Genomic DNA, 16,718 nt, shown 5'->3' with positions numbered 1-16,718 from the left:
GCGATGATCGCTTTGAAACCGAAACTTTCCGAATCCGTACAAGGACTCGGACATCCGAATCTATCGCTCGGCGTCGATCTCGTGTTTATTCCCGAATTCAGAAAAGCGCTTGAGGAACCGGGAACCGCTTTCTTCGACAAAACCTTCACTCGTTGGGAACTGGCAAAAGCCTCCGCAAAATCGCTGTCGGAACGCGCGGTATTCTTTTCGGGAAGATATTCCGCTAAGGAAGCATTCGTCAAAGCTCTCGACGGTCCCCGCATCCATTTGCCTCCGGCCTTTCGATTTCTATATTCCGAAATCGAAATACGAAACGACGAATTCGGGCGACCGTATTGTCGTTTTTACGGAAACCTGTCGGATTACATGAAGAAGACAGGATCTTCCGTTATCTCTCTCAGTATAACGCACGTTGAAGAATACGCCTTTTCGGAAATTCTTCTTTCACTTTAGGAAAGCGAAATGATACCCACAAGAAAATCGGAACCAGAATCTGCCGTAGAAGCTACGATCAGTCTCCCCGCTATAGAGGCCTCGGTCCGCCATCTTAAGTCCTTGAATCCCAACCTTTCCGAATCGAGCGAACCTCTACCTGAAAGAAAGGGAAAACTGAGAAAAGTTCTGGTTGCAAACAGGGGAGAAATAGCTAAGAGATTTTTTCAGGCTTTGCGTGAGGAGGGAATCCGATCGGTGGCGGTCGTTACGGACCCGGACCGAGGTCAATCTTGGTACGAACCTGCGGACGAAATTCTCTATATCGGAGATCCCGACGGATACTCCGATCCCCAAAGAATAGTCGCGGCGATATTGTTATCAAACGCCGACGCCGTCTATCCAGGATACGGATTTTTATCCGAAGATTTCCGGTTCGTAGAAACGCTGGAAACCGCTTCCCTCATATATAAGAAAAATATAACATTCATGGGGCCGAAAGCCCAAGTGATGAGGCGAGTAGGGAACAAACTAGACGCAAGAAAATTGGCCGGAGAAAACGGAATTCCTCTTTTCGACGGAAGTGGGCCGATCACCGAAGGGGAAGATCAGGCTCTCCGGGAAGCCAAACGTATAGGTTATCCCGTAATGGTAAAACTGGATGCAGGCGGAGGAGGCAAGGGAATGGTTGTCGCCTACTCCGAAGAGGAATTGAAAAGCGCGATAGAAAGCGCGGTCCGTATCGGTAAACAGGCTTACGGCAACGGAACGCATTTTCTCGAAAAATTCGTGGAAAGCCCGTCCCATTTCGAAGTACAGATATTCAATTCTGTAGCGGTCGGCGTACGAAAATGCGCCGTTCAACGGAGAAACCAAAAGATCGTCGAAGAAAGCGGCGAAACTTTTTTGGACGATAGGACCTTACTCCAACTACTCTCTTCCGCAGAGAGGATCGCGCATATCTCGGGCTATTCGGACGGATGCGGAGCGGGAACCGTGGAGTTTCTTCTGGACGGGGATAAGGGAAACTTCGGTTTTCTCGAAATGAATACCCGCCTGCAAGTAGAGTATCCCGTTACCGATCAATCTTTAGGAATCGACCTTGCCAAGTGGCAGATTCTTTTCTTTGACGGACGCGAAATCGAAATCCCTTTCGATTCGGTGGTAAGAAGAAGATTCTCGGCAAGAAACCATTCCATCCAATGCAGAATTTACGCGGAAGATCCTTTTCAAAACTATTCTCCGGCGCCGGGAAAAATCACCGAACTGGAACTTCCCACTTTTAACGGAGTGAGATGCGATTTCGGATTCAAAAAAGGGGATCGTATTTTGGGGGAATACGACCCTATGATCGGCAAATTGATCGCCTTTGGAACCAATAGACAGGAAGCCCTTTTAAGAATGGAAAGAGCCCTGTGCGAATTGTACGTCAAGGGAATCACCACCAACCATGAACAGCTTTTAAAACTGATCCGTCATGAATCCTTCCGCCAAGGGGGATACGATAACCGCATTCTGAACCAAAATCCCGAGTTGGTCAAAGAGGATTTCGTTTATCACCAAGAAGGAGCATTGTTCTGTTGTCTTTCCGAATGTATTCTTTCGTCGAATCTATCGGTCGAAGAGGCGCTCAAAGACGGAGATCTCCCCAGATTGTTGAAGTCGGAAGAATCGGAGTACTTATCGCACAAGTTCGACGTGAAGTTTTCCGGTTCCAATCTTCAAATCCGGATGTTCAAGGTTGGATTCAATTCCTACGAAATTCTATACGACGGAAAATATTTCGGTAAGGTGCAAGTGACTTCAGGCGAAAATTCCGGAGAGGAATTCGTCGTCGATTTTCGAGGGAGAATCATTCCCGTACGAGTCGATCGGCGACCATCCTTTCACTCCGTACGTTTCGTGGACGGAAACGGCAAGCTGAGATTTCTCCGATACATAATCCATTCCAATAAACGAAGAAAAACACGGGATGAGGAAGGACAATTGCGTTCTCCTTTTCAAGGAACTTTCGTAAAGATACCCGACAACCCAAAAACCGGAAAACCTTGGCGAGAAGGGGAATTCGTCCGAGAAGGGGAGCCGCTCCTGGTGATTTCCGCCATGAAAATGGAAACGGTATTAAAGTCGCCGATCGCCGGAAAATTGATTTACCTCGCGGAGCATGGAGATCCTTCCAGATTGATCAGGGGAACGAGCGCTTCCGGCTTGGTCTTAGGAAAAGGATTCACGGAGGGGGAAATTCTAGCTAAAATCGAAACCGAAGCTTCGACGGAGAATCGTTCCGCGGGAGTCGAGGAAAGACTGAGTCTTTCCGATTCCCTTTGGGAAAATTGGGAACTCCTTCCGACGGGACCCGAATCTACGAACCCTTCCGAACAAATCATAGACTCCATCGACGGAGAAGATTTGAGAAAAATATTGCTTTCCTGGGTTTCCGGAACATTCCGGGAAGAGGATTCCATTCCAAAAATGGAATATTTATTGAAATCCTACGACTTGAGTATGCAACCGGAGCCGGAAATCAGGCGATGGGGATCATTCTATCTTGAAATATTAAAATTTCATGTTTTGGTCCGAAGATTGTTCTCTTCCGATCCCGGAACAAAATTTTCCCATTTCGGAGAGATCCATAGGCTGCTCTCCAAATGGAACGAGGAAGGTTATAGCCCTTCCAAAGCGACTCGAAAATTGCTGTCCGCGGCTTTTCATTCCTACGGAATCGCGAATTGGAGTCCGGTCAGACGGACGAAGGAACAGAAGGAAGCTTTCCTGAATCTGGTGAGGGCCTATGCGAATCTTAGGGAAGGAAAGGATCTTTTCGTCAAGATCTTGGAGAAGTTCTCCTCAACCGCTCCTTCCACAAGATCCGTAGATCTCTCTTTGAACGGCATCATCTATCTGGAAGAAAGAGAAAAAGAACCGGGCTTAGAAAAGACCGCCAGAAGAATTCTAGCGATTCGAGGAAATCGTCCCCAAAAATTCCGCGGAGGAAATCCTACGATTTCCCGAAAACACGTATTCGATTACATACGATTCGTAAAGAATCCTTGGTCGCTGGTTTCGCAAGAAAATCCGGAAGGACTGGAAAAAAAATTCAAATCCTCCCTGGAAAAACCTTCGCTCCCACTCATACCGGAGGAACTTTCCGAAACCATGAGAAGTAGATTCGAAGAGAAAATCTCCTTTTGGAAATCCAAAGGAAGGATTTCCAGATTATTTTCTCCGGATAAAGTCCATTACCTCTACTTAGTAGATGACGGTAAGGAAAAGGAATATATCGTATTCTCTCCGATCACTCCCGAATCCGACCTAAACGTTTTCCGGGCCGGATTGGAAACCGCCGCCAAAAACGCCGCCTGTATCCTGCAAGGCGCCCAAACCTTGAGCAAGGTCGATTCCTTCAGACTGGAAATCATCACTACGGACGTTCCGATTCCTTTCGATCTTACTTCGGATTGCGGCTCCAAAATAAATTATGAAAAAATAATGGAATCTGCAAATTCCGTGGTTAGATTCTTTCTCCACGGTTTTTACAGCCAGTTTATCCTGGAAATATTCGATTCCGAGCGAAACGCGATCCGGACCTTCTCCTTTTTCTTCAAGGAAGGAAAACTGAGGGTGGACATGGTTCATCCGGACGATCCTAGATTTCCCTATTCCGAGACCTCTGAACCCAAGAATGCCGCATTATTCCGAAAAGGGAAATGGCCCTTAGAACATTGGATCCGAGAATCCTTTGATCGGGATACGGCCAGAGAAATATCGATCTCCGGCGCGGATAACGTCGTCCGAAAGAATCCCAAAACGGGGATCGAAGAAATCTGTACACCCGGAGCCAAGATTTTCGCGGGAAAAATCGGCGGAAAAGATGCGGTTTTCTTTTTCAAGGATTCCAGAGTAGCGGGAGGCGCTACGGGAGATCTTGAAGGACGAAAGTACATTGCCGCGGCCTATTACGCATATCGAAAGGATTCCCCTCTTTACGTCTGGAACGACGGAGCGGGAGCGAATATCAAGGAGGGAATGGTTTCGTTAAATCGTGCCGCAGAAGGATTCTTTTTCAACGCTTTGCTTTCACGAAGAGTTTCCGCTTCCGAATTCAAAGCCGCAATCGAGTCCCACGGAGATCCTATATTGCGGGAAATCTGCTCCGAAACGGAAAAGCAGTACGCCGATGAATTCCGCAGATATCAACCCGACGCAAAGCCGGAACACTGCGTCGTCATTGCAGTAGGAGTAGGCTCCTCCACGGGGCTGGACGTCTACGGATCCTCTCAGGCCGCATTACAGTTGATATTAAACGAAGAAGAATCTTACCGCGTTTTGACCGGATCAGCCGTAATCCAATCTGTAACGGGAGAAAAACTGACCAATTACGAAATCGGCGGGGCCCGCATTATGGGACAAGCGACGGGAACGGTCGATTTTATCGCCGGAGATAAGGTTCATCTACTCTGGTATCTTAGAAAAATCCAGGAAGTCCTGACCGGTAACGGCGAGAATACTGGAACGTACATCCCTCGTTTGCAGAAGGAAGATTGGGTTGTTTTGGAAGAGAACGAATTGTCTGCGAATTCCGAAACCAATTCACTACTAAGCGTAAAGGAGGACTATTCTGGTTCCGGTTCCTTGATTGCGGGTTTGGTCCGCTTCGGTTCCGCTCCGGTAATGGCTTTGGGTCCCAGAACGAGCTTCGGATTTCATTCCCTTTCCTGCATCGTTAAGGCAAAAGAATCGATCAGGATCGCGGATAAAGCGGGAGCGGATCTTCTTCTCGTTTACGGCAGCAAGTGGTTTCGGAGTTCCCATTTGGACGATACGGATTCTTTACGCCCTCGTAGGGATTTTCAAAAATCCCTACAGGAATTCCGAGGGGCATGTCTGCACTACGTAAAACATCCGGAGGGAATCTTAATACCGGAACTTACTGCCGCAGGAGACGCATGGCTTTTTCTGGACGATTCCGCCAAATCCAAAGAACGCTCCGCCAAAAAGGAATTTTCCGACGCGAAACGTTGGGCAACGTTCGTGGCTTCTTCGGAAGTCGAAGCATATTCCATTATTCGAAAGTTCTTCCATCTTCTAAGGATCCGCGAATACAAAGCCGATACACTGGTTCATCTGGAAAGAGTAAACATACCCTCTGATCCTTCCGTTCCTTATGATATGAAACGGGAGGTCGTATTAAAAGTGCTGGATCCGGATTCCTTCCTGGAGTTCTTCGAATCCGATCCTGGTGCGAGTCTTCTCACCGGGCTTGGACGCCTAAAAGGAAAAACCGTCGCAATCATAGCGGACCAACCCAAAGACGGAGGGGCTCCCGATGCGCCGGGAACGGAAAAGTTCAGGGTCTTTATGGAGTTCGTAAACAAACATCGGATTCCGGTGCTCATGCTTTCCGATGCACCCGGATTTGTTCCCGGAACGAAACAGGAAAGACTCCGGATCCAACAGATCGGGGGAGAATCTCTGGATGCGAACATTCTTTCTTCCGTGCCGGTAGTATCTTTGGTGCTCAGGCAGAATTACGGAGGAAGACAAATCCACGCGTTCAGCGGATTCCTAAGACCCGGAATCTCATACTATGCGTATTCGGAAGCCGTCCTAGCGGTAATGGGCGCCTCGTCCGCCTTCGACCTTTTTCAAGGAACCAAGATAGAAGCCTTAAGAAAGGAAGGTAAGAACGAAGAAATAGAATCGCTCCGCCGGGAATTTTTGGATTCTTTCCGAAACAAATCCAGAGCCGTCGAAGACGCCGAGAAATCCGGAGTCATGGACGAGACGTTTTCTTCTTTTACGGAACTTAGAGGAGTTCTCATCAAAGGATTGCGGGAAGCGGAACAAAAAATCGGAACGTGGAAACGGAAGTTAGAAGCGAATTCCACATCGGAGTTCGTTTACGGATCCGACGGAAATTCCGACGACTGGAAGGATCTCATTCTTCCTTGATTCCTTAGAAAACATTACAAGCTAGCGTTTCCGGATGGCGATCATCGCTATATCGTCGGAAAGCCTAGAGATGCCGGGCTTTCCCAGCTCTTGGGCAGTGTGCGTTTCCAAATCGGCAACGATCGTTTGGATCAGGTTTTCCGGACGTTTTTCCCCGTTTGCAAAAAGCAGCCGGGCTAATCTTTCTCGTCCGTACATGTTTCCGTCCGGGTTGCGAGCTTCGTCTAATCCGTCCGTATATTCGAAGAAGATGTCTCCGGAATCCAGAGCCAGAACTCTTCTTTCGATCGTGGTCTCGAAAAAGGAATTCTCGTCCATACCGATGGGAAGACCGCCGGCAGGAAGTTCGTGCAATTTCTTTTCCGAAGAATCGTAGAATAGGGGTTTTACGTGACCTGCGGAGATGTATTCGACCTTGGAAGTGTTCGCATCGAAAAATCCCAAAAAGAAGGTCACGAACATGTGATCAGGAGTATCCTCGTATAGTTGGGAATTCATTTCCAAAAGGATCTTCTTCAGATCGCGTTCCCCCCTTCTAAGAATAGCGCGGATCTGGGCCCTAAAAAGGGCCATGACGATCGCTGGACCGACTCCGTGATTGGAAACGTCCCCGATGCAAAACGCTATCTTGTTCTGACCTAATTCTATAAAATCGTAATAGTCTCCGCCCACCCCCGCCATGGCTTTATAAAAAGCCCCGAATTCCACATAGTCATTGAGGCTAGTCGGCAGTTTTTCGGGAAGAAGCCTTTTTTGTATCTCCTCACCGGCGAGAAGCTCCCCTCTCATCTCTTCCCTTTCCCTTAACCCGTGGACCATTTCGTTTAACGATTCGCTTAATATTCCGATCTCATCGTAACCGGCAGACGGAAATTCCACTTTTAAATTCCCTCCGCCGATTTCCTCCGCCTTAACGCTGATCGTCCGGATCCTTCTCACTACGAACCAGGCCAGTCCGTAAGCCAAGAGAATCGCGACTCCGCCGATCACACCCGTATAACGGATCAGCTCCTCCCGATTATCTCGAATCTGTCTCGCTCCTTCGGTCCTATCTATTATAATTAAGTTATATCCTAGCAAGTCTTTGCGAAGAAGGTCGTAGACTAGGCCTTTAGCCTCTTTTTCCTGAACGGAGACTAATGGAGTGGAATCCAATTCCCACATGACTTCCTCGGCCTCGCTCCTACTCCGAATCAGAATACCGGCTTCCGTCAAGAACGTCTTATTTTTAGGAAGGTTCGGAAGTTCCGTTTCCGAATTTCCGGACAATATCCACTCTCTCAATAATTTCCATTTTTCCCGAACATGCTTCCTTTCTTCGGAATCCTTATAATACCTACGAATCGAGGAGGAACCTGCCTTAAACGGCAAAAAGGCGAAATCTTCCAGCGCCGCCTCTCTTAAACCGTAAACGGAATCCTCAGCTTTGCGTTCTTCGAAAGAACTCCAATCCTCCTTAAGGGTTTCGAGGCGGACGAGAGAATCCCGTATCTCTTCGATCTGGGCTTCTAGTTCTCTCAATTTCTCCCGAATATCCTCCGGAGATTTTCGCGTTTCCCCTTGCTTCGGAGGGAATTTCAGCATCTTTTCCCATTCCAAAACCTCTTTGGAAAGAGAGGCGGATTTTTCCTCCAAGGACTTTTTCTCTTCCGTCCATTTTGTTCGTGCTTTCTCGAAAACGGACGCATACGGATGGAGTTCGTTTAATCTAGAATCCCTTTTCTTTAGAAGTTTTCGATACTGGAAAGAAAGATTCCGGAATGTCGGATCGGCTGCAGGTTTGGACTTTCCCTCCTTTCTCAATTCGGATATTCGAATCTTGAGCTTTTGCGTGAGCTCCTCGAATTCCTTGGAGAGCTTTCGATCTTCCTCTAAGTACTTTCTCCAACCGCTGCCGTTTTTAGAGACTTCCTCCGCCAATATTCTGGAACGCTCCGCGGTGCCCGGATTTCGGAAAACGGGACGATAGACCACTTCGTATTGTCTTCCTCCAACTTCGAAACTTTCGGGTTCGGACTTTTCTCGAATCACCTCCAAGACGTCGGAACCTTGAAACAATGAATCCTTGCTCTGTTCAAATTCCTTCTGGTTGAGCAATTTCTTTGCCGTACCGGCGGACTGCAGAAAGAGAAGACCCGTATCGAGGGTCTGTTTTCCGGATCTATCATATGCAAGAATCCGAATCTTGTCGGGTAAAAGGCCCAAAGAAGAAATCCCGTCCTTATAGGATCCTCTAAAGAAACTTTGCAACGCTTTGGCTAGATTCGTTTCCTCCGATACGGATCTCTTTTCACTTTCCGAAATGGATTTCTCCGAGGCCTTTTTTTCCTTTTCAAGCTTGGTTTTCGTATCGAGCAACGATTTCTTTTTGCGCGGATCGGAATCGGATTTGGACAACTCGGATTCCGTAATTTTTAATTCTTCTTCTATCTCTTCGATGCGGGACCGTGCATTTTCGCCGGTCAGCTTTGCGATCGCCGTTTTTTCCGCAATCGTGCGGATCTTTTCGTAGACAGGAGCTTCGATTGGAGCTCCGTTTTCCTTTCTAAGCTCGTTTCGAACCTTCGTCTCGAACTCCTGAATCTCTTTTTCGGAAAGATAGCGCGTAAAATAAGTATCCACGCTCCTATATACGTTTCCTCTCCTTACGTTCAATCCAATGGATTGACCGAAGGATTTTAAGGCTCCGAAAAAACCGGATTCTTTTTGAACCACCGTCCTCTTGAATTTGCTGAGTTCCTTTTTCTTTTCTTTTACCCTGATCTTGAATTCCTCAATCAGAATCATACTTCTGCTTAAGTTTTCCAGATCCAGAACCACGGTGTTCACGTAGTCCAAAGGCGCCTTCAACTCGGAGTTGATCTTTTCTTCCAAAGCCTTTTTTTGCTGCGAATAGTGAACAGCGGAGGTAAAGGCAAGTATAGAAACCACCAGGGCGGCCGTAAAAAACGAGAGCTTGGCCCGGATCCCCGGAAGCACCATTCGTAAGAATTTATTCTTTATCATTCTTTTTTCTCGAGTGAATCAGTATAAGTCGGTTCCGCGGCGGGTTGTTCAATCTTCTATATCGTAACAACATCACTTTTTTAATGGATCTCAGTCCGAACCCGCCGTCCGCACCGCTTTCGTAAAGTTCCTTCCAAGTTTCGTTCTTCGCTTCGGTCGGATCGAAGGGAATCCCTTCGTCCGTAAGTGAAAATTTCCAACTACCTTTGTTCTTCCGCATTTTCAACTCTATGCTGGAGATTTGCCCTTCGGAAAAACCGTGTTCGATCACATTCGTCACCGCTTCATCCAGACAAAAAACGATTCGTCCTTTGATCAGATCGGAACAACCTTCCCCGAGAAAAGCGCGCACTTCGCCCCGGATCCTGGACAACTCGTCCAAGTCGTTGGTAAAAACATAGACTTTTTCGTTTTCCGGATCCATGTTCCCGACCCTTATACGATCGAGAGAGCTTCTTCCAAATTCGGAAATATACGGACTTTCTTGGTGAAGTACATGAGTTCCATCGTATCCTTTACTTCTTTACGAAGACTGCAAAACACGATTTCTCCGGATTTTTCCTTTAAGAATTTTTGAATCGAATTCAGGACTCCGATCCCTGCGGAGGCGATATAAGTCAGCGCGCTACAATCGAATACGATCGTTTTCATTCCATTGCCCACGGCAGATTCCAATTTTAATTTCAATTCCGGCGCGGTTTTAGCGTCGATTTCTCCCGCCACTTTAAGGATCAGTCGGCTGCCGTCCGCCTTTTCGTCGAAAGTCAAATTCGCCATTTTATATACCCTTCTTCAAATCCTTCATTAAATCTTTCGTCTGAATAATTCCGTACAATTTACGCTCAAGGGAATCTATCTCGTAATAGTATTTCATATTCGGATCCCCTTCGAACGTGTGAGCGTATTTTCGTATTCCTTGTATCGCTTTTTTCGCATTCCCTTCGAGTATACCTCTGGTAATCGAGTAATACAATTCTATCGCGATCGAATCCATTAAGTTTTGCTTAAATCCTTGATCCCGCTTTTCCAACGCGCTGACCAGGTTCTCCACTTCCTGTTGGCTATAAACTTCCGAGTCGCTGTAGTTAATGATATATCTGGAAAGCAACCTCTTGCATCGGACGAGATTGTTCGATTTGCTGGCGGCTAAGATCTGCTGGTACAGCGTATGTATCTCCGTTTCTAGATATACTTTCTGTCGAGTGGCATCCAGTTTTACCGGCTCAAAAGCCGATTTTAATTCCTCTTGGGAAAAATTGCGGATGGAATCTTCGAATAACTTCTCGCTATTGCTCTGCGTCAAAAGCGCGAATTCGTTCAAAGGTTTTTCGATCAACGAGACGAATTCAAGAGCTTCTCTTGAAATGGATATCTTCGGATCCTCCTGTATCTTTTCCAAAAAGAAGATACAGGAGTCCCCTAAAGCGGACAAATTTTCCGTGAGGGCTTGAGAGATCAGGCGTTTGCAATGATGCGGAATGGTATGCAAATAAGCCGGATCGCGGGATTCCTCTTGGATTTTATCCATCATACGACTAGACACGAGAGCGGAGACGGACTTCTCCCGTTCCCAACCAGCGTAGATCAAAGGATCATATAGATATTTTTTAAAATTCTTCTTACCCGACAGCGCGAGTAAGCGGGTGGTTTTTACGAATTCCTGCGCGAGATCAGGCGGAATTGAAATTCTTTTTTCTGTCATTTTACGGATACGTTTTATTGATTTTGTTCGATCTCGAACTTTCGAGTTTTCGACCGTACATTACAATAAGACCGCAGGTATCGATGGCATAATTTCCGGTATTTCCGGAAAACGTATAGCAAATTCCGATTTTATAAAGGAGTGAATCCGGGAGAATTTCGGGAATGATTCGTAGATGTCGGGCTCAAGAACACGTTCGAGCCCGAGCAGAAAACGGAAACGACTAGAGTCTCTTACATCTTTCTCCGTCGGGAAGATGAGGATGGTAGACATGTTTGATCGGACGTTCCATACAGGCCAAACATTCTTTGAGTTTATGCTCTTCTTTTAAAGTAGAACACTGAGCAGCCGTTTCTCTGGGCTGAGCGAATAGGGAAACTATTCCTGCCACACAGGCGGACAAAAGGAACACAAGCAAAGTTAATTTGATTTTCATGTATTGGCTCCGGTTAAACGAAAGGAAGTTTATTCCCGAAAACGAAAGATAGAACAAGCAAAAAAATGGATTTACCGTGGGATAAAATTACAAATCCGAAAAAGATTTCAGTTAACAAAATTTGTAAAAAACGGAAATTTTAATCGGATTCGATGCTGATCTTGAGGATGTCCGCCAAGTCCTTAACGTCGTCCACGATGTTCAAAACGTCGAACCCGTGGGGAACGGCTATCGTCAATTTGATTTGAGCGTTTTTGTTTTGAAAGTCCTGCATAAAGGATTCCGATACCAGTTTCAGATCGTTTTTGGCCAAGAGTTCGCGAAACCCTTTCCGATGGAATTTCTTCTGCTTTAAGTCCAATATAAGTACTTTATATTCGTATTTTCCGAAATACTTGGATTCCACCATATCGAAAACGATCAGAATGATCAGGGTGAAAATCGAAGTCAAAAAGGAGGCAAAATACATTCCTGCTCCCACTAAGAGACCGATCGAGGACACCACCCAAATGGAAGCTGCGGTATTCAGCCCCTTGATATTCATTCCGGATTTGATGATGGCGCCCGCACACAGAAAGCCCACACCGGAAACCACTTGCGCGGCGATTCGGGTGGGGTCACCCGGAGCAAGCGCGCCGGAATAAAAATCCGGAACATAAATGGATAATAACATGAGAATGGTAGAGCCTAGTCCGATCAGTATATGAGTCCTAAATCCGGCTCCGTGATTCTTTTTCTCCCGGTTCCATCCGATCAAGCCCGCGCAAAAGGTGATCAAAAGGATCCTTATGGTGACGGTGAACATATCTATCTGTTTCGAATCTAGCAGATTTAATATATCTTGCATTTCCTCTCCCGGCTCTCTTATTTTTAGCGAATTCCCGTCGACTTAAAAGCGTTAAATTGGATTTAAGGGGAAAAATTCATCCTCTCACCGCGGCTTTAATCCAAAGGCTTCTCCAATCAGGCTTTTATCCTTTCCGATCACGGCGGACATTCTGATCTTATCCCAAGCCAAGGACTGTCCGTTTTTATCTAGTAGTGTCCCACCCGCCTCTTCGATCGCTACAGCGCCGGCGGCAAAATCCCAGACTTTCGCTCCGTTCAAATTCAGAAATAAATCCGTTCCCCCGGACAAAAGCTCCCGAAAACCGGCTCCCGTAGCTCCTAAGGATCTGGAGGTCATTGCACTCTTTACGACCTTGAATATCCAGGAAAAGTCCTCTTCGGATAAAGTATTATTTATTTCTAATGAAAGAACACTTTTGGCCAAGGGAAAAGAACCGGAGAATTCGATCCGCCGACCGTCCAGATAGGCTCCCTTCCCCCTCTCCGCAAAAACGAAAGAGTCGCTGTTCGGGAAATAAATACATCCTGCATAAGGCCTACCGTTTTCTACGTAACCTAAAATTACGCTAAAATCGGAAATGCCTCGGGTAAACAATGCGCTCCCGTCCAGTTCGTCGCAGACAAAATACGTCTTAGGTAACGGTTCCGAGTTTTCCTGCTCTTCTAAAACGAGAGGAATGTCCGAAAAAGCGCGGGTAAAAAAACCGGCCAAGATCTCATGAGAAGCAAGGTCCGCATCCGTCAAAACCTGCATCGGATCCTTAAGACGGAATTCGGAACTTCTCCGAAAAGCCTTTAATATCTCGGCACCCGCGTTTCGGGCTGCAACCTCGAAAGCGGACAGAATTTCCGATCGAATGGGAATCATCCTAAGAACCCTTTCAACTCGAAGGAGAAGTCTTCGATTTCGAATCTAGAAGCACGACCCGACGATCCGAGTTTCAAATCCCGTCAATGTGCTTCGGCAGAAGGATTCCCATCGCCGGCATCGGAGGGAGGCGGAGTAAGTTGAGGCGCGGGAGTTTCATCGTCAAGAATCGAAGGACGCTTCCTTTTTTTTGACTTCGCAGTAGGAGTGATATTTCTGATTTTGATAAAGGATCCGAATACCCAACCGGATGCCGTATCCGAAAAAGCGTCCTTGAATTTGGTATTCACGGAAACTTTATAATAAAAATCCTCTACTCGTTGACCGTTCAAATCCAGAATATAACGCTTCGGACTTTTCTTCAGAATTTTGCCGACTTCCCCTCCGTCCAAATCGCGGATTTTAGGGGCTCCAACAAAGGGTTCTTTTAACAAAGGAACATTTTCGGAACTGACCGTCATATATCTTCCGAAAGCTTTTAACTTATACAATCGGATGGCGACTTCCTTAACGACCGCTTCGGAATCGGAGAAGTTATTCAAAATTCGTAATAGAGCAAAGATGGCAAACGTATTTTTCCGGGCGGTCAAAGTGTCCAAAATCTGAAATCTCAGATTTTCCTTATCCCGAAACGCATCCTCTAAAATCCGCATTGCCGTGCGAGTCTTATGATTTCCTAGCGCTTCTACGGCGACTTTCTGCAACTCCTCATCGGAGGAGTTCAGATAATCTATGAAAACCTTAATGTCTTCCGGAGCTTGGTAGTGTCCTAAGCCCGAGATCGAGGCTTTTACGATTTCCTTTTCATCGGAGGTCAGACCTTTTCGGAGAAGAACTTCCCTGGCTCCCGGATCTCCCGTCTTTCCCATTCCACGAAAGCTGGCGATCCGAATCTCCTTGTCGGGGGACTTGGCTCCGACATAAAAATAATCCAACGAAGTCCGAGAACCTATATCGGCCAACCCTTGGTATGCCGCCTGCCTCACCGATTCACCATCTCGATCGATCATCCGATGTAAAGTTTTGATTCCGGATTTTGCGCCCAAGCGTCCGAGCGCCAACGCCGCCGCCGCACGGACTCTAGGAATCGGATGGGTCAGCCCTAGTTGATTCAATTTTGCCGTATTATGGTTGGCTTCCGCTTGGAACACCGAGAGAAGGCCTCTCTTGAACTGGTTGTTGTATTTTTTAATTTCCTTCTTATCTTGGAAAGTATTCCCGTCGGACGAGGAATTCTCCGTAGGAGCTCCCCCTGAGTTGGAAGGAGTTCCGGGATCATTGGAATGCTGTTGGTCCGAGGTTTCCGGGCTCGGTGCATCCCCGGATCTTTGGGCGAAATGATTTCCGGGGATCAAAAAAAGCCCGAGGAAAAGAAGAAAAAGGAAAGTGTTTAGATGAGTGCGTATCTGCATTTTAAATAAAAAGAGGACCGGTTCCAGGAAACGATTCCCGCTCCGAATCTCTATTCTTTTTTTCGACCTTTGTAGAATACGGAATCAGTATTTTTTCGGGATTCCGACCTAGATAAACCGATCGGAAACAACATTTTTACCGAAGTTTTTCCTTTCTGGGAAAAAACGAGTTCCTTTTTACGAATCGACCGAACGCCGAATTCCCTTCTTAAAAGAGTCAGTGGAACTACTTGACGAACCGAAACAAAACTGTTATTCTCAGTCGAAAGGGGTCACTTTTATCAGTAAGCTCAGCGGTAACTTATCCGGTCTCAAGTCCAATCAAATCCAACGTTTAAAGAAGCTTTCCGAACGAAGGATTCGGGAAAACGTAATTGTAACCCCGGAAGTTTCCAGATCCCTTTCCGAACTTTCCCGCGAAATCGGCCGCCAGGTCGGCATCTTAATCGACAGAATAGGATACGTTACCCACGTCGTCGTAGGCTCGGATAGTTCGATCGACATTCCTTGGCTAGATCGAATTCGGACTTCAGACGCCAGGCTCAGAGGCCTGCGCCTAGTCCACACTCACTTGAAAGACGAAGCTCTAAACCAAGAAGACCTAACCGACCTTGCTTTATTACGATTGGATTATATTACTGCAATCGCGGTGGACGAGGCCGGGTTACCGAAAGCGTATTACTCTGCTTGCATAAAACCGGAAGATGAAGAAGGGGAACCTTGGACCGTTCTCCCCCGCCGAAACCCAGGGCAATTGCAGGAAGGAATCCTGGAAGAGATTCTGGATCTCGAAGGCAGAATGGCCAGGTACAGGCGTAATTTCAAAGGGTCGCAAAAGGAAAATCGCGCCTTCTTAGTGGGGGTATACCCTGAACATCAGAGGGGAAGAACCCCTAACCAATCGATAGAGGAATTGAAAGAACTCTGCCGCACTGCAGGAGTACATGTAGTAGATTCGTTTATCCAAAGAAAAAATAGGATGGATCCTGCCACCGTACTAGGCAAAGGGAAACTGGAAGAAATCGTATTGAAGGCCATCCAAAAACAAGTGGAACTTCTCGTTTTCGATCTGGAACTGACTCCTTCTCAGGCCAAAAAAATTTCCGACTATGCCGACCTGAAAGTGATCGATCGAACCCAACTGATCCTGGATATCTTTGCAAGAAACGCCAAAAGCCGCGACGGGAAATTGCAGGTCGAGTTGGCTCAGTTGAAGTACCTGAAAGGCAGACTGACCGAACTGGACGACAATATGTCCAGACTTACGGGGGGGATAGGGGGAAGGGGTCCCGGAGAAACCAAACTCGAGATCGGCAAACGTAGAGTGGAAGAAAGGATCTCTCGTCTGGAACAGGAATTGAAATCCCTGAAGAAACGAAGGGAGATTGCGAGAAGAAGAAGAAAGAAAAACGAAATCCCCGTCTGCGGAATTGTAGGTTATACGAACGCAGGAAAATCCACGCTCCTGAATCGAATGACGAACTCGGAAGTCTTATCCGAAGACAAACTCTTTGCCACATTGGACCCGACTTCCAGAAGACTTCGGTTTCCGGAAGAAAAGGAAATCATCATATCGGATACTGTGGGATTCATTCACGACCTTCCTCCCGAATTGTCCAACGCCTTCAAAGCGACTTTGGAAGAGTTAGCGGATTCAGATCTTCTTCTGCATGTAGTGGATATTTCGAATCCCGATTACCGACTTCAGATGGAAGCCGTGGAATGCATTTTGGACGATCTCGGCCTTGCGGATTTGCCTATGATTCTAGTATTCAACAAGGTGGACAACCTGCCCGAAGAGGCCAGGGTAGAACTGATGAGGGAATCCGATGATCCTGATACGGTTTACGTATCGGCTTTCCAAGGAACGGGAATGGATTTGCTCTTAAATCGGATCGAAGAGAAAATTTACGTAGCGGCCGAATCGAAATTACGCAGAAGGGATCCTTTGGAATTTATGGACGAGGATTGGGTAGAGGAGAAACTCTCCGACGAACCGATAGTCACTTCCTAAGCGCTGCCGAATCCTTTTTCTTTCTAGGATCCGAAGAATTCGGAACT

General features: G+C 46.8%; 11 protein-coding genes. 3 read left to right on the top strand and 8 right to left on the bottom strand.

The genetic code is table 11. From position 1 onward, the window contains the following. Positions 1-3 precede the first annotated feature (3 nt). Together EHO60_RS06720 and EHO60_RS06715 are read left to right on the top strand one after the other, a co-directional pair. Positions 4-453: a holo-ACP synthase gene (locus EHO60_RS06720; RefSeq protein ID WP_135767373.1), complete on the top strand. Its 450-nt coding sequence runs from the start codon at positions 4-6 to the stop codon at positions 451-453. Between the two features lie 9 nt (positions 454-462). Beyond that, entirely contained in the window at positions 463-6,384 is a 5,922-nt protein-coding gene (locus EHO60_RS06715) for a carboxyl transferase domain-containing protein (RefSeq protein WP_135767372.1), read from the top strand. Between the two features lie 21 nt (positions 6,385-6,405). Here the strand turns inward: EHO60_RS06715 and EHO60_RS06710 are convergent, their stop codons facing one another. The 8 genes from EHO60_RS06710 to EHO60_RS06675 all read right to left on the bottom strand — a co-directional run bounded on the left by EHO60_RS06710 (position 6,406) and on the right by EHO60_RS06675 (position 14,657). Then, positions 6,406-9,390 (bottom strand): SpoIIE family protein phosphatase, encoded by a 2,985-nt coding sequence (locus EHO60_RS06710; RefSeq protein ID WP_135767371.1) that lies wholly within the window; start codon positions 9,388-9,390, stop codon positions 6,406-6,408. Continuing rightward, positions 9,377-9,814: an ATP-binding protein gene (locus EHO60_RS06705; protein ID WP_135767370.1), complete on the bottom strand. Its 438-nt coding sequence runs from the start codon at positions 9,812-9,814 to the stop codon at positions 9,377-9,379. Before EHO60_RS06705 ends, EHO60_RS06710 begins: the two co-directional genes overlap by 14 nt. Before the next feature lie 11 nt (positions 9,815-9,825). After that, complete coding sequence (locus EHO60_RS06700) at positions 9,826-10,167, bottom strand: STAS domain-containing protein (protein WP_135767369.1); 342 nt, start codon at positions 10,165-10,167, stop codon at positions 9,826-9,828. Between the two features lies 1 nt (position 10,168). Further along, on the bottom strand, positions 10,169-11,092 hold the full coding sequence (locus EHO60_RS06695) for a hypothetical protein (RefSeq protein ID WP_135767368.1): 924 nt from the start codon (positions 11,090-11,092) through the stop codon (positions 10,169-10,171). 223 nt (positions 11,093-11,315) lie between these two features. Next, on the bottom strand, positions 11,316-11,528 hold the full coding sequence (locus tag EHO60_RS06690; RefSeq protein ID WP_135767367.1) for a hypothetical protein: 213 nt from the start codon (positions 11,526-11,528) through the stop codon (positions 11,316-11,318). Positions 11,529-11,667: 139 nt separating this feature from the next. Continuing rightward, entirely contained in the window at positions 11,668-12,375 is a 708-nt protein-coding gene (locus EHO60_RS06685) for an MgtC/SapB family protein (RefSeq protein ID WP_135767366.1), read from the bottom strand. 84 nt (positions 12,376-12,459) lie between these two features. Continuing rightward, positions 12,460-13,245 carry an inositol monophosphatase family protein gene (locus tag EHO60_RS06680; RefSeq protein WP_246028164.1) on the bottom strand — a complete coding sequence of 262 codons (786 nt, stop codon included), beginning with the start codon at positions 13,243-13,245 and terminating at the stop codon, positions 12,460-12,462. 83 nt (positions 13,246-13,328) lie between these two features. Next, complete coding sequence (locus EHO60_RS06675) at positions 13,329-14,657, bottom strand: HEAT repeat domain-containing protein (RefSeq protein WP_135767365.1); 1,329 nt, start codon at positions 14,655-14,657, stop codon at positions 13,329-13,331. A gap of 220 nt (positions 14,658-14,877) precedes the next feature. Here EHO60_RS06675 and hflX point away from each other — a divergent pair, with 220 nt between their 5' ends. After that, positions 14,878-16,671: a GTPase HflX gene (gene hflX, locus EHO60_RS06670; protein ID WP_246028163.1), complete on the top strand. Its 1,794-nt coding sequence runs from the start codon at positions 14,878-14,880 to the stop codon at positions 16,669-16,671. Positions 16,672-16,718: the final 47 nt, after the last annotated feature.

It is taken from the genome of Leptospira fletcheri (genome assembly GCF_004769195.1).
In the GTDB taxonomy this organism is placed as follows: Bacteria; Spirochaetota; Leptospiria; order Leptospirales; family Leptospiraceae; genus Leptospira_B; species Leptospira_B fletcheri.
The sequence above is the reverse complement of the archived record's forward strand: the minus strand, read 5'-3'. Positions and strand labels throughout refer to the sequence as shown.

Bases quoted from the DNA above. Each gene is read 5' to 3' on its own strand.
- EHO60_RS06720 (WP_135767373.1), top strand. From the start codon at position 4: ATGATCGCTTTGAAACCGAAACTTTCCGAATCCGTACAAGGACTCGGA.
- EHO60_RS06715 (WP_135767372.1), top strand. From the start codon at position 463: ATGATACCCACAAGAAAATCGGAACCAGAATCTGCCGTAGAAGCTACG.
- EHO60_RS06710 (WP_135767371.1), bottom strand. From the start codon at position 9,390: ATGATAAAGAATAAATTCTTACGAATGGTGCTTCCGGGGATCCGGGCC.
- EHO60_RS06705 (WP_135767370.1), bottom strand. From the start codon at position 9,814: ATGGATCCGGAAAACGAAAAAGTCTATGTTTTTACCAACGACTTGGAC.
- EHO60_RS06700 (WP_135767369.1), bottom strand. From the start codon at position 10,167: ATGGCGAATTTGACTTTCGACGAAAAGGCGGACGGCAGCCGACTGATC.
- EHO60_RS06695 (WP_135767368.1), bottom strand. From the start codon at position 11,092: ATGACAGAAAAAAGAATTTCAATTCCGCCTGATCTCGCGCAGGAATTC.
- EHO60_RS06690 (WP_135767367.1), bottom strand. From the start codon at position 11,528: ATGAAAATCAAATTAACTTTGCTTGTGTTCCTTTTGTCCGCCTGTGTG.
- EHO60_RS06685 (WP_135767366.1), bottom strand. From the start codon at position 12,375: ATGCAAGATATATTAAATCTGCTAGATTCGAAACAGATAGATATGTTC.
- EHO60_RS06680 (WP_246028164.1), bottom strand. From the start codon at position 13,245: ATGATTCCCATTCGATCGGAAATTCTGTCCGCTTTCGAGGTTGCAGCC.
- EHO60_RS06675 (WP_135767365.1), bottom strand. From the start codon at position 14,657: ATGCAGATACGCACTCATCTAAACACTTTCCTTTTTCTTCTTTTCCTC.